The sequence below is a fragment of the Desulfogranum mediterraneum DSM 13871 genome (assembly GCF_000429965.1).
GTDB lineage: Bacteria > Desulfobacterota > Desulfobulbia > Desulfobulbales > Desulfobulbaceae > Desulfogranum > Desulfogranum mediterraneum.
Genome location: NZ_KE387005.1, coordinates 65,984 through 89,042 on the forward strand (window position 1 = coordinate 65,984; position 23,059 = coordinate 89,042).

Here is a 23,059-nt window from a genome sequence, read left to right on the forward strand (position 1 = left end):
GTTGTATGATCTAAAAAAACAGATTAATTCAGGCCTTATCCGCCAGGCTGCGCAGCAAAACCAGGCAGCTGTCAGATTAGGCCTGAACTTATTTCATTATATCAAAAAATATTATACTTTGAACTTAGAAACCATCTCCTTGAGACTTTCTGCGAACTCGTTGAGCTGGTTTGAACTGGAGAGAACATCAGCGCTACTCGTATTCAGTTTTGTTGCGGCGCTGTCAATGCCGGCGATTTCTCCGGAAATATCACGAGCGACTACCGAGCTTTCAGAAACATTTTCAGTTACCTCCTGAATGCCCTGGGAGGCCTGCGCGACATTTGCAGCAATCTCCTGGGTTGCAGCTGCCTGTTCCTCAATTGCTGCGGCGATGGCATTTGTCATCGTGTTTACATCATCTATTACCTTGGTAATATCTGTAATCTCTGAAACAGTTCCCTGGGTGGAATTCTGAACCCCCTCGATCTTGCTTTTAATCTCCAGCGTTGCTTCGGCTGTCTGCTTGGCAAGTTCTTTTATCTCGTTGGCTACAACGGCAAAACCCTTGCCGGCTTCACCAGCCCGGGCCGCTTCAATTGTAGCGTTCAACGCGAGCAGGTTTGTCTGCTCAGAAATTTCCGTTATTGTTTCGGTAACCTTGCTGATATCCTGGGCGGAACTTCCAAGTTCATTTACCTTTTCGGAAGCACTTGACGCCTGCTCCACTGCTTTTGTTGTCATCGTGCTGGTTTTCGCTGTATTCTGCGTTATTTCAGCAATCGTTGAGGTCATTTCTTCCGCTGCGGCTGCGACGATATTCACATTGGTCGCTGCCTGTTCTGCAGCTGCTGCCACAGAGCTCATATTCACACTCATTTCCTCAGCGGCTGCAGAAACTGTATTTGCGCTCTGACTGGTATCTTCGGAGCCGCTGGCCATTGTGTTAGCGGTTGAATGTAAAGCCTGGGACGAGTTTGAAAGCTCAAGGGATCCGCTCTTGATATCTTGCATCATTTGTCGCAGACTGCGGTTCATCTGGGACAGCGCCTCCACCAACAAACCCGTCTCATCTTTTTGCTTCACCTCCAGACTCTGGGTGAGATCACCGTTTGCTATCGCTTCTGCAAAAGAAACACTCTGCAGAATGGGAGTGGTAATCAGCCGGGTGAGAAACAGCGCCAACATGGAGCCAGCGATTAACATCACCGTTATCAGCATGATAATCGTGAAGATGGCCTCTTTCACAGTGCTGTCAGCCATCATTTCCGCCACATGAGACAGCTCTGCTGCACTGCTGAAAAACTCGCCCATCAGCGAGTTCATCTTTGCCGAATCCTGCTCGATAACGGCAACGTCTTTAACGACCTTCCTGAGAACCAGCTCATACTCCCCGATGGCTGTTTCAATCGACTTCAGCTGTTGCAACTCCTCCTGTCCGGTAATTTCATGCTCCACGGCAGCAAGGTAGCCCTTAAATGCTCCAAGCTCTCTCTCCATTGTGGCTATATGGTGCGGATTCTTATCGAGCAGAAATTCCACTTCGGCACGGGAGAGTTTTACTCCATGTATCTCCAAGGTAAGGAGATGCTCAACAATGGCAGTTTGCCTCACTATTTCTGACAGATCGACCCCTTTATGTTCAGCTTCCGCAAGCATCTCTTCATGATGCCCAGCCATAATCTCAATTTTACTTTCAAAACCTAGGGAAGCATTGCTAAGCTCGACTTCAAGCTCTTCAATTTCACGAAAAGAGGTGACGACCTCCTTGAACTTCTTGCCATACTCTGAAACATTACCCTCTAAGAATTCAACTCCAGCAAGCTGTTCTTCAGACAGGTGTCCATTTTTCCTTACCTGCTCCAGATCTTTAACAATATCCCTGAGATTAGACTCTGCACTCCGCACCTCCAACTCACCGAATTCCCTATCTTTCAAACCATTAAGCAGAAAACTGTTTTGAGATGACCTGACACTTCCAGCCTTGACCTCAACCCCCATGAACGCTGCTTCAAGATGAGCAAACCTTTTAACATCGTTAAAGTTAACGTAAGCTCCACCACCTAAAACTGTTGCAAGAACTAGAATACTACCAAAACTCGTATACATCTTCACCCGAAGGTTGAGTCTGTCAAGCGTTTTGGTAAGAAAAACCACAACCACCAAAACCAGAAAACCAACCAGTATTGCAACTATACACCAAAAAGTATTGGATAAACCATGGCTCTCCACAGGATGTTCCTGTGGTTCGTGCCCTTTGAACAGGTCAGCCTCCAGGATCTTCATGGTATCCGCATCAGCCAGAACGATCTCCACAGGTTTAATTTCAAGGTGACCTTGAACCTTGGCATGGGAAGCGTCACCTCCACGAGACGGGCCAGAGTGGCCCCCTACCCCAGCATGGCCAGAAGTCTTTTCTCCATGGGCCGGCGCCATACGTTCTATTGCCCGACCAGGATCTGCTTCAACTTTTTTCAGGATTTCCCCAACCTGTTCTTCCGGCAGCCAGTTGACCAAACCAGTAGCGACATCATAAACAGCCCCTACAACCTTCACTTTGTTTTCTTTGTACAGATCTCTTGAAGAAGGACTGGACATAAAGAGATCTTCAATACCCTGCCAAACGTTCTCAACAATCGCCATGGGGATAATCTCGTCCCCATGGATATCGGGGTGCTGCTCGATGGCTCGCTCGACAGCAGGTGTAATATTAGCTACCAGAGGGGGAATATTGCGCTCAAGAGCATGCCCCTTGCCATGAACAGCATGGGTTACGGCGGTGACCGCACCGCACTGGGTGTGGCCAAGAACAACCAGGACCGGGGTATTGACATGGGCCAGGCCATACTCAATGGAACCAGCTTCATCGGTGTCGATCACATTGCCGGCAACCCTGACAACAAAGATATCCATGATACCGGCATCGAAGATTCGCTCTACCGGCACCCGTGAGTCTGAACAGGTGATGACGGTCGCAAAGGCATGGTCTCCCTGACTTTCGGTTCCTGCCTGATAAAGCCTGTTGGCCGAAGTGTTGGGGTGAGACGAATTTCCTGTGCTGAAACGGATATTACCGGCCTTCAACAGCTTGACGGCCTCTTCAGGACCGGGCTTGGAGACTGAACCTGCGGACAAGGGGAGAAAAAAAATAACGATTACAAGACTAACGATTGATTGTAGGTTGAATTGCATTCAGCCCTCCTGTTGGACTGTAATTTTTCATAAAAAATAATAGTGAATAGTGATTACCAACGAACTTCAGCCAGCTTCAAGAGGCGCTGCGGCATTGGCGGTGTCCGCATCGCCACGCATGCCAAGCGATCAACCATGATGTGCAAATCAAACCTCCGGTTAAATCGATAGCAAAACTCTGCAAGGTACCTTGGCAGGTGACGTGGACTAAGGTGATGGTACGTTCCAGGTAATGCATTTTTAACGTTACCGATCATGACATCTACCCATTTAAAAACACCATACCCATCATATCGGCTGTCGGTACGGGAAATAATCGGTTGGCGCTTGCAATCATCTTTCTTGACAGCGGGGAAACAGCTGAGGCCATCTGATACTACCAATTTTAGGGACAGATGTTTTTTTGCCCATGCTTTCAGTTCTTGTTTTGTAAATCCAATCACTCGACTCAGACGCATTTTGACAGGGTGGTCTTTTTCGGTGAGTGAAATTGATGGCACAAAGGGTGTTTTACCTGTTGCTCCACAGCCTCGAACCCTGTCATTCTTCTTTCCACCCCAATACGCGTCCTCGATAGCCACCAGCTCTTTCAGTGGTCGGGTATCATCTCTTTCCTTTATTGCCTGTTGGAGTTAAATTTTATGCGAAGCGCTGTATTTGCAGATACTCCGAGGGTACGGCCAAGGTGCAATGAAGAAATGTCAGTTTTGACTTGAGTGACAAGGTATATCGCAAGGAACCAGACTGTAAGCGGTAATTTCGTTGATGCAAATATGTTCCCGGCAGTCAACGATGTTTGAGTATGGCAATAATTGCATTGAAGAACCTTACGAGATGCAATTTGACAATACCCCGCATGTCCGCACCTGGGACATACAAAGACCCGGGGCCATCGGAATGTAAACAGAGCTTGATAGCATTGTTCTTCGTCACCGTACTGATGAAGAAAATTTGTCAAACTCAAGCCTTTCCGGAACTGAATTGGATTCTTTGCCATGATAATCCCCCGTTTGTTTTGGTCTTGGTGGATTATGACATGGTCGGCTAATCATATAGTGACTAACCCCCAAAATAAACGTGGCTAAGGATCAGTGGTACTCATTTTTCCGTTAAGTTCGTTAGGTAGAGTGGCGGACTATATATAACAATATTCGGCCGATGTCAACTGTGGCCTAATTGTTGACCGACCGCCGATCGATCGAGGCTCGGGAGGGGTGGAGCAGGGTGGCTGGCAGTTGGACTTTTTGAAAAAGTACGGGATGTTGCTTTGGCTTGCAATCCGAGTAGAATTTAGCGATAGTGCCTACGGAGTGAATAAGGGTTACCTTGAAAAATTATTTCTCTGCCAATCCATGCGTCATGGTGTACGTTTTATCATCGGAATATCAGCTGGATGCCTGCGATAAAATTTTTCCCATGCCTTGATCCTGGTCGAAAAATCTCATTTTTCACAGGAACCTACAATTACCTTGGCTGCCCAGCGAGCGAACCGTGTCCTTTGATCGAATCGATACCAAAATTCTCAACATCCTTCAGCAGGATGGTCGGATAACCAACGTCAGGCTGGCCAAGGAGATCGGCATCTCTCCGCCGGCCATGCTCGAGCGGGTCAGGCGCCTGAATGCCTCGGGTGTGATCGATCGTTACGCTGCCATCCTGGAGCGGGAAAAGGCAGGCTTTGGTCTGCTGGCCATCGTCGTCGTCTCCCTCAGTCTGCACCAGATCCCTTCCCTCCAACAGATCAAGGAGCAGCTGATCGAGCTGGAAGAGGTGCAGGAATGTCTGCTACTCACCGGGGATTGGGATTTTTTGCTCAAGGTGGCTATCAAGGACATGCGCACCTATACCGATTTCATCAATGACAGCCTCTCCGGGATACCCGGGATTCAGAATATCCGCACCTCCTTTGTCCTGGACACCCTCAAGTCGGAAACCATGCTGCCCATCCGCACCACACCTGAGAGGGCAGGGCTGAGGGGCCCAAAAAAATCTGATCACCTCTAAATTATCTGTAATATTCAGCCAAGATTATCTACCCACCTAGGCAACCAACTGATCCTACTTCTCTTTTTCTTCTTTTACTGTCCTACCCTTGCCTCTACCGTCCTGCCCGCGCAGGCGGGCATCCAGGATTCGGGATTGCTCCGCTGACACTTCAATGCCTCGATGTCCTACCCGTGCAGGGAGGCCATGACGCCTGGGGCGTCCTGGTACCTCCAACCCTGGATTTCTGCCTGCGCGCGAATGACGACTACAAAGATACCAAGTAGCTTACCAACGTCCCGGACTCTCCCCCGCGTGGCAATGACAGCAAAAAAACTGTCCCCTACCTCAGTGCCGAGAAATGCAACCTGTCTCCCGATGGCAGAAAAAGGCCATATCCTGATCTCTCAAAATGGTTTAGGAGGTAAACCCGCCCTGCAGTATGGTTTAGGAGAAAACCAGCTTGGCCAGGTCTTCGATGCCTTCCGAACCGTTTTAATTGAAGTGATTGCGACCTCACCTTCAGGCTCAAAAGCTACAGGGGCTTAAGCCAAAGCTTGTTACATCAATAAGGCGGTTGGGAGATTCGGATAGACCCGAATAAAACAAAGGTCATGGCGCCGCAGCGCCTCTATACGGGCAGAGAGGGGGGGGGGGGGGGGACCTTTAAGACAAAATAGAGAAAAAGCGGACACGAGTGTGTCGGGAAGGGGGCATTGGACATTGGCGGCCCGATGATCAGCCACCTTGGCAGGATCCCCTTGAATCCGGATATACCCAGCGTCAGCGTTATATCACGCATGGTAACCCGACGGCAGGCTTGACCCATCTTGGGTTGTTTGACGACAGCTCCCTTGAGCGAGCCCACATCGCTCGCCCCTGTAACCTGCTGCCCTCACAGAAGAAGACCCTGGCGGGAAGGCGGGATCACCGGGGAGCCCCACTGGGCCACCCGAGCTCCCGCCCCCGCTCAACCAAGCCGAAGCTCAACCGGTAGATTGCTGCTTTTTTTTTGAGACAGCACTTTTCCGTTTGGCCACGTCCTGGGCCTTAGCCTGCTTTTGCCCCACCGTATCACCCACCTTATAGAGGGCCTTGGGAGCAGCACGATCGACCTTGGCACCACAGCATTCATGGACATCCTCGGGACAATCGGCAATCTCCCAGCAGGGGACAAACTCAAGCAACTTCTTGAGACCGGGAATGCTGATCCCCTCTTCATGGATAAAACGGCGAATACAGTTGATCCATTGAATGTCATCGGCCGAGAACATCCGTCGATTCCCCACATGGGCGGGTTGAATCAACCCTTCTTTTTCATAAATACGCAAGGTTCTGGGATGGACGTTCAACAACTTGGCAGCAACCCCGATGGGATAGATGGGCACATCCGGACGAACTGCCTGAATCTCGGTCTTTTTTCTTGCCATGGTGTAATTCCTCCTGTCTCAAGAGACCTGAACAGGGGAGCGGGTCGCATCCCCTGTCGGCCTGAGACATATCAGTGATCTTCGGAAAGATGACCGCGAAACATCCGCTCGCCTAACATGAACAACACCGCACAGAAGGTAAACCCGGACAGGGTGATGACCCACTCATGGAGGGTTGGCGTGTAGGGCAAGAGATGTGGCAGATCGATGATATTCAACTCATGAAACCCTGGTACCACCTGACCGACAACCACCAGATCATAACGCATGAAGAAGATACCGATGATACTGGAAGCCGAACCAATGGCAAGGGCGGTGACGTTTCTGGCCTTTACCGCCAGAATGATCACAAAGGGGATAACCAATCCCATGGCCACCTCGCCGAACCAAAAGTTCTTGGCATAGGGTCCGCTGATCAGGGACATGATGGCCTCATATTTTCCCGGAGGATGACCGGAGACACCGGTGATAAACTTCCAGGTGGTGAAAAACATGATAACCACATACAAAAGAGCGCCAAGCTTGGCAACGGCAAAAAGCGAATTTTGCAACTCTGTGCTCATTTTCCAGCCATTTATCTTGTAACCCAGCCAGTGAAAGAAGATCACCGTGGCACAACCCGACATCATGGCCGAGGTGATAAAATAGATGGGCATATAGGGCCCGTGCCAGAACTCACGGCCGTTGAGCAGCCCAAAGACCGCGCCCAGATTGGAATGGGCAGCCACACCGGCAATCACACCAAGCAGACCCAGCATCCCAGCTACCTTGTGCTTGCCGGCCTGGAGGAGGGCAAACTCGATAAGCATGAAAAAGAGGTAGGCCCCGTAGAGGGTTCCCATCCACCAGATACTGGAGGTCAGGTTGGGCGAGATGATGTTGTAGATGGCCATCCGCCAGGGATTTTCGATCTCAAAGGCGATAACCAAAAACCCTGAGATGATCGTGGCAATCGCCAGAAAAACAGAACGCTTGGCAATGGGTTGAAAGACCTTGAAGCCAAAGACGTGGCCAATGGAAGAGACCAGACAGAGACCGGTGGAGGTAACGACGAAAAAGACGTAGGCCGCCAAGAGCAGTCCCCAGGGCACCTCCCTGGTGACCCCGTAGGCATGCTCATGGCCAATGAACATCGCATGCACCCCAAAGATAACACCCACCAGGGTAAGCAGCCCAAAAAGCCCCACCACCCCGTTATAGACACCTGATTCCTTCCCTGCAAGGCCACCCTCCTGGGGCAAGACCTTGGTTAAAATATTCTCCATAACTATTCACCCTCCAAACATGTTTTGAATATCTCGTCCCTCTGAAGGCTCGCTCGACAAAACGCCTTGTCTTGCCAAGCAACCCTCAACTCCATCACGACCAAGCAGGTCGCCAACCATTGCCTTCAACGGTCAGGGTACGTCACTTTCTTCTCTGAGAGATTGCAACACAGGCTTTACCTTGAGATCAAACAGAGTATGGAGAGCAGAACCACCTAACCAGACCAAGAGAAAAACGAACGCTTCCATAAATGCCTCCATGTCAAAACCAGTTGTCAATCGTCGGGGTTTATTGGCGGATAAGCACCCAACGAGCCCTTCTTGTTTTCTTCACCTCCCTGCATCAGGTTTATCGAACAGTATTATTTCCAGCTCTAAGCAAATTATTATCTCTGCCGCACACCGGTGTCAAGAACTTTACACACCAACATCTATCTTTTATATAAATCAACGACGCAGAATACGCCCAAGAAAGAGCGGTAACATAATGGAAAATTTCTATTTCCGCTCCCAAATACGGTAAAACAGATAGCTATACTACTTTGAAAAAAAATTCCACTGAAAAATTCAAGCAGGCGCCCTTTGCCACCCTGCCCACTGGATGACGCACAATGCGCCCTCACCTGCCATCCAAAGGCAAACAGTGCGCCCAAAGCGGTGAACCGTCGCCAGCCGCCCGGTCGTCCCCGGAAAGCAGAGCCGCAGCCAATAACACAAAAAAACAATGCTTTACCCCGGAAAAACAACCCACCCCTCCCTTTCTGGAGCTCGGGCATGCTTCATGCATAAAAAAACAAGCAATTCGCACCTAACCGTGAGAAAGCGTGAATCCCTCCAGAGTGGCGGCTCTGGAGGGATTTTTCCTCACCTTCCTGCTCCAGTTCCCTGCTTTACCTTTGACTAAATTTGTGGTAGCTCAACCTGCGAGGGTTGACGGTGATCATGCGAGTGCGCCTGGATAAACCTGGCTAAGGGATATCTAGGCCAAGCCCATCCCAATATCATTCCCTCTGTTTTGTCCGGTGATTTCCCTTGGCTCGCTGCATCTAGTTTTTCACCCTCATCTCAGGAGAATTTTTGTGCGCCAATTCTACAAAAACCTTTCCATCTGGCTCATCATCGCCCTGGTTGCCCTCTTTGCCTTCAACGCCCTCAAGCAACAGCCCGAGGTGTTTCACCAGGTCCCGTACAACGTTTTTTTAAAGAAAGCTGAAACAGGATTTCTTCCGGAGGTGACCCTGACCGACAACGTGGTTACCTGGGCCACCCCGGACGGCAGCAAATACCGGAGTGTCCTTCCCCCGGACCATCAGCTCATCCGCAAGTTAATCTCCAGCAACGTCACCCTGAATGTGGAAAAGGTCGACCAGCCCCCCTGGTACCTGGTCAGCATCCTGAACTGGCTGCCCTTTGTACTGCTCTTTTTCATCTGGCTGCTGTTCATCCGCAAAAAAAGCGACCAGCCCGGGGGCAAGGCCATGGCCTTCGGCAAGAGCAGGGCCAAGCTGGTGGACCCTGAACACTCCAAGGTTACCCTGGATGACGTGGCCGGCATCGAAGAGGCCAAGGAAGAGGTCAGGGAAATCGTAGCGTTCCTCAGGAACCCGGACACCTTTACCCAGGCCGGCGCTCGGATTCCCAGCGGCGTCTTGCTCTACGGGGAGCCGGGCACTGGCAAGACCCTGCTGGCCAAGGCCATTGCCGGCGAGGCAGGGGTCCCCTTTTTCTCCATCAGCGGTTCCAACTTCGTGGAGATGTATGTGGGCATCGGCGCCTCCAGGGTGCGGGACCTCTTCAGGGAGGGCAAGAAGAAGGCGCCCTGTATCCTCTTTATCGATGAGATCGATGCCGTGGGACGTCATCGCAGCTCCGGAGGCGGGGCCGGCGGTAACGATGAACGGGAACAGACCCTGAATCAGCTGCTGGTGGAGATGGATGGCTTTGAGGCCAATGATCACGTCATCGTGGTCGCGGCCACCAACCGGCAGGATATCCTGGATCCGGCCCTGCTCAGGCCGGGCCGTTTTGACCGCCAGGTGATGGTGCCCCTGCCCGATGTGGGCGGCAGGGAGAAGATCCTCCAGGTCCATGCCCAGCGAACCATGGTGGCCGAAGATGTCCATTGGCAGACCATTGCCAAGGGAACCCCGGGATTTTCCGGTGCTCAACTGGCCAACATGATCAACGAGGCTGCCCTGCTGATGACCCGCCGGCAGGCTCCGGCCATTGACATGGAGATCCTGGAGGCGGCTAAGGACAAGGTGCTGATGGGCGCGGAACGACGCAGCCTGATCATCACCGATCGCGAAAAGAAGGTGACCGCCTACCACGAAGCCGGCCATGCCCTGGTTGCCTGGATGCTCCCAGGGGCGGATCCGGTACACAAGGTCACCATCATCCCCAGGGGCAGAGCTCTGGGGGTCACCATGCAGCTGCCCGACGAGGAGCGCAACTCCCAGGACCGAACCTACCTGACCAGCACCCTCTGCACCCTGTTGGGCGGTCGGGTTGCCGAAGAGATCGTCTTTAACGAAATCACCACCGGTGCCGGTAATGACATCGAGCGGGTCTCCGACATTGCCCGCAAGATGGTCTGTGAATGGGGCATGAGTGAAGTTGCAGGCCCACTGACCTTCAGGGGTGCCGACCCGCTCAACGGTCAACCCGGCCCTATCATCAGTGAAGACACGGCCGTGATGATTGACAGGGAAGTGAAAAACCTGGTCCAGTCCGCTTACAGCCGGGCCAGATCGATCCTCCTGGAACATCGCGACCTGCTGGATACGATCAGCACAGCCCTGCTGGAACAGGAAACCATCTCCCGTCAGGATATCCTGACCCTGGTTGAACAACACTCAGGAACGCACCATGATTAGCCAGACAACACGACCCCTCATCATTGTCGCCTCGCTCTGCCTCCTGCTGAGCCAGACGGCCCTGGCCGCCCCCAGCCAACATGACCAGCTCAAAGGTCCCTTTACCACGGTGGCCCAAGTCAGCCGGCAATGCCTCAGCTGCCATGCCAGGGAGGGAGAAGAGCTCCTCCACTCCAGCCACTGGACCTGGAAGCGCCAACGCCTTCTCAACGGGCAAAAAGAGGTCAGCTACAGCAAGAACAACGGACTGTCCACCTTTGCCCTGGCCGCCGGCGCCAACCCGAGTAAGTGCCTGAGCTGCCACATCAGCTCTAACCTCCTGGACCAGGATTTTGATCCCACCTCGGCGGAGAATATCGACTGTCTGGTCTGCCACGATACCAGCGGCAACTATAGCCGCGAACAGGGACGACCGGCTCCGGGATTGGACCTGGCGGCCATTGCACGCCAGGTCGGCATCCCCACAGCAGCGAACTGCCTGAGCTGCCACGGCCCGGCAGGAGACAGCGGAGGCAGCAAACTCCACCCCGGTATCGAGGCTGATGTCCACCTGCAGCCAGACGGAGCCGGGCTCTCCTGCCAAGATTGCCACCCGACCCAGGGTAAGCACAGCTTTGTCCGACTGCTGAGTTCGCCCCCTGGCCTGCAACAGCAAAGCGGCTGTGCCGCCTGTCACTCCTCCAGCCCCCACGCTCAGCAGCAACTCAACCGGCACACTGAAACCATCAGCTGCAGCAGCTGCCACATCCCCTGGTACGGCTCAGACCAGGCGGCTCTGGTCGGTTGGAACTGGCTGTTGCGGAGTGCTCAGCCGCTCTATCAGCAACAGGGAAAGAGCAGGACCGCACTGATGTCGGCCAACGGCATCTTCCGGGCAAGGATGATCCAGCCCAGCTATCTCTGGGACAGCGGTATGGATACCATCTATCGGCGCGGCGACAAGATCGAACAGGCAGGTACCACCGTGCTCCAGGGGCCCGCGCCGCGTACTGCCCGCTCCACCATTGCCCCCTTTAGCGCGGTCTTTGCCACCCAGAGTATGGACAGGAAATATCGCTACCTGATCTCTCCGCTCCTTTCCCCGGAAAGCAGCCTGACCCTGCTCAGCGCCAACCGGCAGGAGGCAGCCCGTGAAGGGATGCGCAAACTCCGCCTGCCCTTCAGCGGCGAGATCGCCTACACCTCAACCGTCAGCTTCCACCGACTCAACCATGGAGTACGCCCTGCAGCTGAGGCCCTGGACTGTATGGATTGCCACGGGAAGACCAGCCGGCTGGACTGGCCGGCACTGGGTTATGAAATGGACCCCTGGCAGGATCTCCCCCGCCCGGGCAGGGCGACCCAGGCCCCAGGCCAAAGCGATCCAGGGGATGCACCCCAGCTGAAGATAGCCCCCATCCGTGAGATCATTTTACCGGAAGAGGGAAGCGAGCAGCCATAGGCAGACAAGAGGGGCAGCACCCTTTAGGGATTATCTTCGCCGTTTCCACTGCCAGGGCGGCTGGGGATGTTCACCCCTCCACAGCCCCCGTCTCGCCTTCCTGGCCTGTTGCTGATCCTTGTCCAGTTTGGCGCAGAGTTTGCGCTCGCGGCAGTACCTGGGATAGACCCAGGCAAGGCCCTTGCGTACCAGCTCCCGGTTGACCAGGCGACCTCGACTCTTGACCAAGGCAACCGTCCTGCCATAGCGGTCAACATCCCGCGGCAGGACGGTTACCGTCTTTTTAAGTGTCAGGGCGCTGGTATAGCTTCGTGCCTGCTGACCATAGGCCTGCCGATACTCCGGCGCATCGATACCGTACAGCCTGATCTCGTAGATCCTGTTCCCCCGCTTGATCTGCAGGGAATCCCCATCCAAGACCTTGAGCACGTACCCGTGCCAGCACCAGCCACGGGTCCCAGGCACAAGGAGAAGGAACAGACTCATCACCAGAACCTTCCACCACCAGCCCCTGAACTGCAACCAGGATCCCCTGTCTACGCCCTCACTCATCACCACCCCTCCAACTTCCCTCTGGTGCAGCATCTCAAGCCGCTCCTGGCCTTCGAGCGCTGCTGAGGCCCCTGTTTTCCCTTGTCAATAAAATGACACTTTTTAGGGAAGCATCTTGTTTTTCTGCTGCCACCTATGGTACGGTTGACAGTAATTCAGTCGATACCAAAGTAGCCCTGCCCAGCCTGGACAGGCTCTCATCGTAAAAAAAAAGCCTGCAAGAGTACACTCCCCATGGTCGAGCCCCGACTCAATGATAATGAAGAGAAAACCAGGGACTTAATTCTCAGCCTGCCGCTCTTTGACGCCTTCAAGGTGGATGAGTTGGATATCTTGGCCAAGCATATGAACTACACAGAGATCCTTCGAGGTGACTACCTTTTTACAGAGGGAGACAAGGGGGACTACATGTGCTTTGTGATCCGCGGCCTGCTGGATGTCCTCAAAAAAACCACCACCGGTGATTACCGGGTCATTGCCCGGCTCGGCAAGGGAAACACCATCGGTGAGATGTCGATCATCGACAAGTCCCCTCGCTCGGCCAGTGTCATAGCCCGCCAACCAACCGTTGTCATTATCTTGACCAAAAAAGGATTTGATATCCTGACCGATCGCCACCCGACCCTGGGCATAACCCTCCTTAAAAAAATCATGCGCCTGCTCAGCCTGAATATGCGTCGAACCACCAGTAAACTTGCAGACAATCTGAGCCAATAAGGGCCATGGCAACCAACTTTTATGGCCTGATCGGCAAAAGCGCCTGCATGCAACAGCTCTTTCAGCTGATTGCCAAACTGGCCGAAGACGACTTGAGCACGGTCCTGATCCAGGGAGAATCAGGCACAGGCAAGGAACTGGTGGCCAAGGCCATCCACGCCCATAGCCCCCGTCAGAAGCACAACTTCGTCCCTGTCAACTGCGCCGCCATCCCGGAGGACCTGCTGGAAAGCGAGCTGTTCGGCTATACCAAGGGCGCCTTTACCGGGGCCAGCGGGGCCAAGATAGGTCGGATCGAGTATGCCAACGGCGGGTCGCTGTTCCTCGATGAAATCGGTGATATGAAACCGGTTTTGCAAGCCAAACTGCTCAGGGTTCTCCAGGAGCGTGAATTTGAACCGGTGGGCGGTTTAAAGCCGATCCCGGTCAACGTCCGGGTCATAGCAGCCACCCATCGCAACCTTGAAGAGCTGGTTGCCCAGGGAAAGTTTCGTGAAGACCTCTACTACCGACTCAGCGTCATCCCGGTCGTCATTCCCCCTTTGCGGGAGCGCCGCGACGATATCCCCATCCTGATCGAACACTTCATCAGCAACTTCGCCAAGACCAGGGAGAAAAGCCTCCTTGGCTTTGACCTGGCCGCCATGCAGACCCTGGCCAACCTCTCCTGGCGGGGAAATGTCCGGGAGCTGGAAAATCTGGTCCAGCATATGACCATCCTCTACAGCGGCAACCATGTCAGCTACAGTGATCTGCCCGAGAAATACCGCAACGGTAACAGTGATCCCCTGCAGCAGGCTGCAGAGAAGCACCAGGGTGAGGACAACGGACTCCAACCGGAACAACTGCCGCTCTTCTCGGCAGCCCCTAGCGCCGACAGGCAGGAATCATGGCCGGAAGAGGGCATTGACTTCAATGCCCTGGTCAATGATTTTGAAACCCAGCTGATCGTCCATGCCCTCAAGGTAACCCAGGGCAATAAAAAAGAGGCCGCCCGTATCCTCAACCTGAAGCGAACCACCCTCCTGGAAAAGATCAAAAAGAAGGAGCTGAAAGCCGAGAGCTGAGACGCTCCATACCCTCAGGCTCCCGGGGATACCCTCAGGCCTCAGGCGGCTATCTTCCCCAGGTTCATCTCCACTTTTTCCCGAATATCCTCTGGCGTGGCAGGAGTGATCAGGATGTCCTCGGCCCCATACTTCACCGCCTGTATCACCAGGGTCCTGGTCCAGGCAGGGCCGGCTGCCACCAGGGGCACCTTAGAGCCGCCGCTGCTGACTTTGATAGCCACCCCGAATCCCTGCTCATTGATCTCTTTCATAACCAGAAAGACCAGTCGAACCATACTGTTAAGGTGCTCGTTCACCGCACTCTTAAAAGGAAGGATGGCAGGCAGGTATCCCAGCTGCTCCAAAACCGTCCCCATGGTTGCGCTCTCCTGATCATCATCGCTGAAAATCAAGACATCCGGCTGCCTGGCTGCTCCATCGCCACCGGCGGCAACGCCACCACCGGTGTCCGCCCTGCCGTCCGGGGAGGGGATGGGTGCAGTTTCATCAACCTCAGCACCCCCTGGAGTGCCGCCTTTGGGCCGCCCGAGCGGGGCTTCCGCCTGACTGACGGCTCCCTCTTCCTGCGGAGCAGCCAGGCCTTCCAGTTCAAAAAGGGCTGCAGGAAAAACAACCTGCAGCCGACCCAACTCCCTCTCATTATACTCCATACTGCCAGAGGCCAGATAGTAGAGTTGCGAGGGCAGGGTTTCATCATTTTCAGGATCGATCTTGATCGGCAGGATGGTCTCCAGCACGGTTTTAACAAAGCCGAACTGCTTCCTATACTGCTCCTCAAAGACCCCGGTGTACACTCCGGCGATAATGTTACAAATTTCGCCATAAGCATCCTCTGCATCCTCACCAAAGTCCCCATTACGAACCGTCTCTTCCAGTTCGTTCTGGGGGAGCATGATCAGACTGCCGCCAAGGAAGATGGCTGCGCTCACCGGGACCAGTAGATACGCCTCTCCAGAGCCCTCGCCCCGGATCTCCATCCGGGCCATGACCTGCTTGCCGCCGGCCTGTTCCAGGAGATCTTCCTTGGTGTAGAGCTCTTCTTTGAGTTGGCTGAGCTTGAAGGTGCCGCTGGTCAGGGCGCCTACCTCTTCCCCGACCTTTTCAAAACAGCTGTCCAGCAGACCATTGATCAGCTTCTGCTGCTTGGCCAACTTCTTGGGATCCATCCCCCCGGTTGCCTGCGGCTGGCCGGCACCAGGTGGAGGCTCCTGGGGCTGGTCTTCAGCAACCCCCTGCTCTTCATCCTGGCGGTACAGACGCTCTACCTCCTCGCGATCAACGGAGCTGCGCTCTCTTTGCTCTGTAGCCTGTTGTTCCGGGGAAGCTGCTGCTGTCGGCTCCTCCTCCGCCTCAACCAGGCCAAAGGGGATGGCCGGCAGCACCAACCACAGCGCCCCCATCTCGCTGCCCTCCATCTCCATGGTAAAGCAACAACTGTAGTAGGAACCGTCAGGGATCGGCTGATCAGATTCGGCCTCGACCTTGACCGGTATCAGTACCTCCTGCTCTGTCCTGATAAATCGACAGTTTTTGGGGTACTGCTCTTCAAAGGTTGAGGTGATGGCGCCACAGATAATATTGGCTATCTCACCGTAGGAGTCTTCCAACTCATCGGTGTAGGATTCCTCGGAGATGACCGCCTGTAATTCAGAGTCCGGCAGCATGATCAGGGTACCGCCGATCCGGATGGCATCCCGAATCCCTACCAGGACCCCTCCCTGGCCGGCCAGTTCACCCTCTAACTGCACGTGGGCAAAAACCGATTTGCCGGCAGGCTGTTCAAAGAACGCTTCCTTGCTGACCACATCGGTTTCCGGCACACCAAGCTTGATGGCCTTGCCCAACAGTGCAGAGATCTCTTCCTGCATCCTTTCGCGGCAGGAAGAGATTATTTTATCAAGACGTTCTCTGGATTTCATGGTTGTTCTCGTCCAAGACACTTGGCCAAACACGTTCGGACATCAGAGGGGATCCGGCCTACTCCTTGCCGGAATGGGGCCTGGTCAGACCATCCCTTTCCGAACAACAGCCCTTGTTCCCCAGGGTGGCCAAACACACTCTGTTCATATCTTTTTCGGTTATTTCCCTCCGAAAATTTAGCCAAAAGAGGGCTCACTCAAAGACCGTGGCCATGCCCTCCTCCGGCAAGCCGAGGGCAGAAGCCGGAAGGTGAAGAGCTCCGGCTCAGCTCAGGACATACTTCAACTCAATCCCGAAGACGCCGACAGGCAGGGTGAAGGGAATCATAAACCTGGAGCCGCCGGCAAGACCGCTGGTGCGGAGTCCTGTTCCGATCACCGTGGTGGGGATGGCCAGCTCAACGTCCACATCCTGCCCGGCCAGGGCTACCTTCAGGCCGCCGGCTACCATATTGGCGATCTCTCCAATGGCGTCTTTGACATCTTCATTCAGCTCGTCGATCTCCATCCCCAGCATGGCAGCGGTTATCCCCTGGGCCGCATCTCTGGTGCAATGCACCCCGATCACCCCCCTCAGGTCCCCGGCGAGCCCGATCAGGCTGGTGAGTTCAGACTCCATGGAAGCCGCCTCCTGATGCAAGACCTCACCCGGTTCGATCTCCAGAAAGATCATGGTCGAGAACACTTCCAGGGTGGAATCAACAAGGTACTGTGCTAAATCCTCGGTCACTTATCCTCCTTATCTCCACATTTTTTTCAAGATACCTCCGCTGCCTACTTTTCCAGCTCAACCACGACCTGGAAGATACCGTCGGGCGCCTTGAAGGGCAGAACCAGGTGATCAATATCTGCACTGGAGGCAAAGGTGTAGGTCTCTCCAGAGATGGTTGAGGGCAGAGAGAGCTGTATATCCTTTCCCTTATCAGAGAGGATCATCTTGAGGTCCCCTCCCAGCATATTGGCGATCTCGCCAATGGCGTCCTGGACATCTTCGTTGATCTCCGCCACCTCCATCCCGAGAAAGCTGCCGGTGACGGCCAGGGCCACCGCCTCGGGCAGGTGCACGGCCAGCAAGCCCTTGTGGGTGCCGGCAAGCCCCACCATACCGGTGATGGAGTTGTGCAACACTCCCAGGGCCGCAGCCGTTTCTTCAAGGGGCTCGATTTCCATCATCACCATGCCGGTGAAGATCTCCAGGGTCGATTCGGTCAATCTAGGGGCCAACTCAGTATTCACATCCACAAAACACCCTCCTCATAAACAATCCGGCCGGCCACAGGGTGACCAGCCGGAAGGGGAACGGTAACAACATCTGACAGTTATTCAAGATCGCCAATATCCTGGAGCTACATGAGTGGCCCGAGGACCTCGTTAACCTTGTCCGGGGTAAAGGGTTTTTTCAGGGCCCCTGCCGCCCCCAGGCTCTTTGCCTCACCGATAATATCCTCACCAGTCTCGGTGGAGATCATAAATACGGGAATATCCTTGATGGCATCACGCCCGGCTTTTTCTCGCAAGAACTCAATACCATTCATGTTGGGCATGTTGATATCACTGAGGACGATATCAACCTCCTCGCTCTCTAAGACGGCCAAGGCCTCCTGGCCATCACCGGCCTCAAAAATCTTACCGAATTCCAACCCGGCTTGGCGAAGAGAACGACTGATTATCTTTCGCATGGTACTTGAATCATCTACGAGCAACACATTTTTTGCCATCTTTTCCTCCTTGGACTATGACACCCCGCCTATCATCAGAACCTCACCAGGGTCAACACCCAGGCAAGCCCTTCCGGAGACGCATTAATTTCTTCCTGCCATCATATCAATTCAGACCAGAGAAAAGCAAGTCTTCTTCGCCAAATATCGAGCCGGTCCGTTCCGCCCCTGGATGAGGCCGCCCTCTCTCCTGGTCCGGAACCGCTCCCCCCGGTCTGCTACACGCCGAATTTTGCCTGGGGAATGCGGAGGGTAACCCGAGTCCCCTTATCCGGCCGGGAGAGCACATCGATGGTCGCAGCCAAGGGTTCCAGCTGTTCGGCAAGCCGTGCCATCCCCAAACCCCGACCAGCTTGCCCCCTCTGGTCGTCAACGGTGCTCAGCCCGTCCTCCAGGATCAGGGCCGCCCTCTCCCGGCTGGTCATCTCCCCCAGCTGCTGCTGGGATACCATCTTCCGCTCCCCTGCCAGCCGGCTGATGGTATCCAGATCGAGCCCCCGGCCGTCATCCTCAACGCTGACCCAGAGTTCTTCACCCTTCAGCAAAAAGAGCAAGCTCAACCGGCCCTTGCTGTTCTTACCTGCAGCGGCCCGTTCTTCCGGCTCCTCCAGCCCATGCTCAATACTGTTCGCCAGCAACTCCAAAAGCGGTTGATACAGGGCAAGCACCAGCTCGCTCTTCAACTCGGAACGAACCCCCTGCACCGTAAAATAGATCTTTTTCCCGGCAGCAACGGTGCGATCATGGACAAAACGCTTCAACCGCGGTATCAGGTTTTGCATGGTAGCGTTTCGCAGTGGTGCGCAAAGTCGATTCAACTCCAACAGCGGCTCGGGCACCGAGCCCTGATCCTGGTGCATCTTCATCAGTTGATCGACCAAGCTGCAGAGGCGCTGACTGCTCTCTTGATCCAGGCGCAGATCGGTGGTCAAAAACGGCTCCCCCTTTCCAGCCGCGGGCCGACCATCCTGAACAGCCAGCTCCTGGTTCAGCTCTTTCCTGTGCAGCTGTTGCCGATGCTGATTCTCCAGGAGCTGCTCGATCTCCTCTTTACTGACCTCTCCCATCTCAACCAGCATTTCACCCAGGCGGCGCGGCGGCTGTTGCTGAGGGTCTCTCTGCCGGACCAGGGCCTCTTCCACCGTCTGGGTAGGCACCAACCCTGCCTGGACCAACATCTCGCCAATGGGCTGCCGAATGAGCCCCTGGAGCGCAACGAGATGACTATCCATCTCCTTCAGTGCAGTAAGGCCGCTGCCAGGGGAGCACTCCATGGTCGTACGTATGGCATCAATGGCCCGGATAAAGGAACGTTCCGGATATTCGCCCTGGAAAAACGCGCCTCCCAGAAAACGATTGAGCGTCGCCCCCATGACCTGGGTTAGCCGCTCCAGATCACTGCTCTCAATCAGGGAGAAATTTCTCTGTAAACGGTCAATCACCCGGCAGAGCTCGGTTACCCGGTCATGATCCAGGGCTATATAGTCCCAGAGCACAAACTCCTGCTCAGCCAGCTCAAGCAACTCCCCGATTTCTTCGAAGAGCCCACAGTGCACCTCCAAGCGTGTCGCTGTCTGGGATGGCGGCTGCAGAGCTGCCTGCTGCGCCCCGGAAGAGGAAACCGTTTGCAGGATCGCTGTCGACAGGGCCCGGGCCTCTGTTTTCAGGGCCGCATCCCCCTGCTCCTCCCAGATCGAGCTCAGATGTTCCCTGATAAAACGACAACCATCAGCCAAGAGCTTGATCTGGATCGGCTCCAGGGGGATGATGGAGGAACGGACCATATCAAGAACATAGTCATAGGCCTCGGCAAGATAAACCAGCTGATCAAGTTTAAAATAACCTCCGGTTCCCTTGATGGAATGAAACAACCGATAACAGCCCTTGACAACCCGCTCTTCAATCTCAATCCGTTCAGGATCTTCAGCCAAGGCAAGGGTAAAGGGTTCGACCTCCCGTATCATCTCAAAAAGCTCTTTCAAAAAGCCCCTGAGCAGCCTCTGTTCTTCTCTTAAATCCATCACCATGGGTACACCAGTCTCTATCACAGGCCTTGGAAGAGACAGGGGTTGAGCAAGGCCCTGCACAGGGGCTCCACCCCCCGCTCTTCTTCAGCTTGAGTACGCATTCTTAAGGGCTCCGGCTTCACGGTGCCCGCCTGTCTAGAGGAATAGTATACCCACCCTGCAGAGAGATGTGCAAATGAATACCATTTTTTTGACTCAAAACCCTGGTTGCCAAAATTTTGACCCTCATCCTCCCTTCCTCCTGTCAACATATCTCAACGGCCACTGCAGTCGCCGAGTTGGACGGCAACCACCAGATTGCCTGCAAAGATCGAGCATCTCCGCCAGATCCACCTTTAGCCCCAGAGGGGCAGGCCCCTTACTATGGAATGCATATTGCTTACAGAGAGGGTAATTCTTCAACAGCCAAGACGAAATATGCACAAGACCACCTCCGCCTTCCTTGTTTTTACTTTTACCCTGCTCGCCCTGTTAGCGCGAAACTGCGAAGCTGCGCCCCTGCTGACCTCGATCAATCGAACCGATGAAACCAGCTCGACCCAGCTCTACCTCCGCTTTACGACCTTACCGAAATATGAGCTCACCAGTCATCATCGGCGAATCGACCTGCTCCTCCCCGGCACCAAAGCCGCAGACAACCTGGAGCAGCTGCAGCCAGACGACCGCATTGTCAAGATACTCCGTCGCCCCTTGGACAAGGGACTGCTCCTCTCCTTTTTCTTTCGCTACCCTCCCCAGAAGGTGGTGGAGTCCAGTCGCAGGGAGCCAGCCTCCCTCATGCTCGACATCTCGCTGGGCAACCCCTTTACCGCGATGCACCCGGATCTGTCGACAAAACTCAAAGGATTGACCCTGCTGAACCGTGATGCCATCGACTATACCAATCCAATCCACATTTCCGGATATGTCGACAGATGGGCCTCTTTTTTTAACGAATACGAAACACCGCTTACAATCCCCCTCCCCACAACCTTCACCCTGCCCCCCTTTCCCCTTGCCGCAGCTCTCCGGCCGCCCCTTCCCCTTGAGAGCTGGCTGCCCGAATCCATCCGCCAAGAGGCGGCCCAGGGCAACTGGCTGTTGACCGGTAAAGGGCTCCAGGAGCAGCTGGAGCAGGAGGAGGATGAACTGCTCCGCGACCGACTCCTGCTGAGCTACGCAGAAGCACTGGTTCGCGCAGGAGAGTACCGGGAACCCCATCGCCTCCTCCAGCAGATCAGCCATCGCTACGCTGACACCTCCCTGGCCGCCCTGGCCGACTACCTGTTTGTCTATCTGCGAACGGTCCATGAGCCTGACTTTCTCGGCTACTATGAACTGAAAAAGGCGATAGAGCGCATAGGACCTGTCCCCCGTTTCAACGCCTACTTTGCCCTGATCCTGGCCGAGGCAGCGATGGATATCGGTCGCCTGGATGATGCAGAAAAACAGCTCAAACGGGATGATATCGGCTTTGCCAAGGAGGCCAACACCCTTCGCCTGATGCGTCAGGCAGACCTCCACTACCTCCGCAAGCAGCGAATCAAGGCCCTGGTCTCCTACCTGCAGCTTAAGGAGAAGGGCGGAGGGATCAACCGTATCCCTGAATCCCTGGCCAGGTTTGCTGACCTCCTCTACAGCTTCAAACGCTACGAACAGGCAGGGCAAAGGTATTCCCGTCTCCGGGAACTGCTCAACGGCAAGGATCATCTCGATCTGGTTCTCTTCCGCCTGGCCATGAGCCAGTACCGCGCAACCACGGACAGGCGCCAGCTCTCCCAGGACCTTGCCCTGGTCCAGGAAATTTATCCAGGAATGCAGGGGGCCTACAGAGCCCGCCTCAAACAGATAGACCAGGATTTCACTGCCAAACGACTGACTCCAGAGCAGGCCCTCAGGGCCTATGCAGAGATGGCCCTGAAGGCCAATACCGTTGCCCTGCGCGAAGAGGCGACCTTCAAGCAGGCCCTGGTCCACCTGTTAAACGGCGACCCACTGGCGGCCATCCGGCAAAGCCTGCTCATGTTGCGTGAATTTCAATCGGCCGCACTCAAGGTGGATGCCAGGGCCCTGATCATAGAGCAGCTGCCCCAGGTCGTCAGCGAGCTGGTCGACAAACAACACTATATCGAGGCACTGGTCCTTGCCCAAAAGAACCGACAACTCTTTGCCCGTGGCTGGATCTCCAACAACCTGCTCTACGATCTCGCCGCGGCATACACCAACCTCGGTTTTTTTGATCGCGCCGCCCGAACCTATCAGTATCTCTTTGACACCTCCAGCGGTGACCAGCAGGAAAAGATTTACCTCCCCCTGATCGAGTCGCTCTACCAGGACGGCCAGTACCAGGCCATTGAGGACTACGCAGATCGCTTCACCTTTCGCTACCCCCAAAGCACCCTCCTGCCGGAGGTATTCCTGCTCCGGCTCAAGGCCCTACTCAAGAAAGACAAGCTGAAGCGGGTCCGCCAGCTGCTGGACAGTCAAGATCGACCCTCCTCTGCCCAGATCGAAAAACTGGCAGTACAGATCTATTACGACCAGAACCAGTGGCAGGAGGTGATAGCAGCCCTGACCACCGCGCCTTCCCTGCAGGGAGCAGACAGTCTCCCGGAGAGAGAGATGATGCTGGCTGAGTCCTACTTCCAGACCGGCATGATGGACAAGGCTGAACCCCTGTTTCTGAGCGTGATCGACCAGGAAACAGCCCCGGACCAGGCACAGTTCCGCCTCGCTCAGATCCGCCTACGAGAGAACAACCGTCAGCAGGCCCTTAAGCGGCTGCAACAACTAGCCGAGGAAGGAGTAGACCCGCTCTGGAAAAAACTGGCCCGGGAGGAGATCGCAATCCTCCAGCTTGAGGGTAGTTTGAAGAACTAGATCATTCGATCAAGATCTGCCAAGCGCAGAT

At 54.7% G+C, this 23,059-nt stretch carries 16 protein-coding genes and 1 pseudogene; 7 read left to right on the top strand and 10 right to left on the bottom strand.

Translation table 11 applies throughout. The features are described 5' to 3' along the window. Positions 1–111 precede the first annotated feature (111 nt). Together G494_RS25750 and G494_RS26450 are read right to left on the bottom strand one after the other, a co-directional pair. The gene (locus G494_RS25750) at positions 112–3,171 is read right to left on the bottom strand and encodes a carbonic anhydrase (RefSeq protein ID WP_084457029.1); all 3,060 of its coding nucleotides are present in this window, start codon (positions 3,169–3,171) and stop codon (positions 112–114) included. Positions 3,172–3,224: 53 nt separating this feature from the next. Beyond that, a pseudogene (locus tag G494_RS26450) lies at positions 3,225–4,168 on the bottom strand (IS1595 family transposase). 494 nt (positions 4,169–4,662) lie between these two features. On the opposite strand from G494_RS26450, the gene G494_RS24175 reads away from it, so the two are divergent. Both G494_RS24175 and G494_RS27030 read left to right on the top strand, forming a co-directional pair. Beyond that, positions 4,663–5,175: an Lrp/AsnC family transcriptional regulator gene (locus G494_RS24175; RefSeq protein ID WP_084457031.1), complete on the top strand. Its 513-nt coding sequence runs from the start codon at positions 4,663–4,665 to the stop codon at positions 5,173–5,175. 357 nt (positions 5,176–5,532) lie between these two features. After that, positions 5,533–5,703, top strand: a complete 171-nt coding sequence (locus G494_RS27030) for a hypothetical protein (RefSeq protein ID WP_153305928.1) — start codon at positions 5,533–5,535, stop codon at positions 5,701–5,703. Between the two features lie 437 nt (positions 5,704–6,140). Here G494_RS27030 and G494_RS24180 read toward each other — a convergent pair whose 3' ends face one another. Beyond that, on the bottom strand, positions 6,141–6,584 hold the full coding sequence (locus G494_RS24180; RefSeq protein WP_084457033.1) for a MerR family transcriptional regulator: 444 nt from the start codon (positions 6,582–6,584) through the stop codon (positions 6,141–6,143). Positions 6,585–6,655: 71 nt separating this feature from the next. Further along, positions 6,656–7,849 (bottom strand): NrfD/PsrC family molybdoenzyme membrane anchor subunit, encoded by a 1,194-nt coding sequence (nrfD, locus tag G494_RS0116960; protein ID WP_028585462.1) that lies wholly within the window; start codon positions 7,847–7,849, stop codon positions 6,656–6,658. A gap of 1,079 nt (positions 7,850–8,928) precedes the next feature. Between nrfD and ftsH the strand changes: the two genes are divergently transcribed. Together ftsH and G494_RS25755 are read left to right on the top strand one after the other, a co-directional pair. After that, on the top strand, positions 8,929–10,725 hold the full coding sequence (ftsH, locus tag G494_RS24185) for an ATP-dependent zinc metalloprotease FtsH (RefSeq protein WP_153305929.1): 1,797 nt from the start codon (positions 8,929–8,931) through the stop codon (positions 10,723–10,725). Next, positions 10,718–12,166: a multiheme c-type cytochrome gene (locus G494_RS25755; RefSeq protein ID WP_028585463.1), complete on the top strand. Its 1,449-nt coding sequence runs from the start codon at positions 10,718–10,720 to the stop codon at positions 12,164–12,166. The genes ftsH and G494_RS25755 overlap by 8 nt, the downstream gene beginning before the upstream one ends. A 30-nt stretch (positions 12,167–12,196) precedes the next feature. Here G494_RS25755 and G494_RS24200 read toward each other — a convergent pair whose 3' ends face one another. Further along, on the bottom strand, positions 12,197–12,751 hold the full coding sequence (locus G494_RS24200) for a thermonuclease family protein (RefSeq protein WP_051305817.1): 555 nt from the start codon (positions 12,749–12,751) through the stop codon (positions 12,197–12,199). A gap of 201 nt (positions 12,752–12,952) precedes the next feature. On the opposite strand from G494_RS24200, the gene G494_RS0116980 reads away from it, so the two are divergent. Together G494_RS0116980 and G494_RS27965 are read left to right on the top strand one after the other, a co-directional pair. Further along, positions 12,953–13,435 carry a Crp/Fnr family transcriptional regulator gene (locus G494_RS0116980; RefSeq protein WP_028585464.1) on the top strand — a complete coding sequence of 161 codons (483 nt, stop codon included), beginning with the start codon at positions 12,953–12,955 and terminating at the stop codon, positions 13,433–13,435. Positions 13,436–13,440: 5 nt separating this feature from the next. Further along, a complete protein-coding gene (locus G494_RS27965; RefSeq protein WP_035247272.1) occupies positions 13,441–14,502 on the top strand; it encodes a sigma-54 interaction domain-containing protein in 1,062 nt (353 codons plus the stop codon). 41 nt (positions 14,503–14,543) lie between these two features. Here G494_RS27965 and G494_RS0116990 read toward each other — a convergent pair whose 3' ends face one another. The 5 genes from G494_RS0116990 to G494_RS0117010 form a co-directional block, all read right to left on the bottom strand. Next, on the bottom strand, positions 14,544–16,424 hold the full coding sequence (locus G494_RS0116990; RefSeq protein ID WP_028585465.1) for a hypothetical protein: 1,881 nt from the start codon (positions 16,422–16,424) through the stop codon (positions 14,544–14,546). 265 nt (positions 16,425–16,689) lie between these two features. Next, positions 16,690–17,154, bottom strand: coding sequence for a chemotaxis protein CheX (locus tag G494_RS0116995; protein ID WP_028585466.1), 465 nt, complete (start codon positions 17,152–17,154; stop codon positions 16,690–16,692). Positions 17,155–17,198: 44 nt separating this feature from the next. Next, positions 17,199–17,666, bottom strand: coding sequence for a chemotaxis protein CheX (locus G494_RS0117000; RefSeq protein ID WP_028585467.1), 468 nt, complete (start codon positions 17,664–17,666; stop codon positions 17,199–17,201). Positions 17,667–17,770: 104 nt separating this feature from the next. Further along, entirely contained in the window at positions 17,771–18,142 is a 372-nt protein-coding gene (locus G494_RS0117005; RefSeq protein ID WP_028585468.1) for a response regulator, read from the bottom strand. A 218-nt stretch (positions 18,143–18,360) separates the two neighbouring features. Further along, positions 18,361–20,169, bottom strand: coding sequence for an ATP-binding protein (locus G494_RS0117010; RefSeq protein WP_028585469.1), 1,809 nt, complete (start codon positions 20,167–20,169; stop codon positions 18,361–18,363). A 417-nt stretch (positions 20,170–20,586) separates the two neighbouring features. On the opposite strand from G494_RS0117010, the gene G494_RS0117015 reads away from it, so the two are divergent. Continuing rightward, complete coding sequence (locus G494_RS0117015) at positions 20,587–23,028, top strand: tetratricopeptide repeat protein (RefSeq protein WP_028585470.1); 2,442 nt, start codon at positions 20,587–20,589, stop codon at positions 23,026–23,028. Positions 23,029–23,059 lie beyond the last annotated feature (31 nt).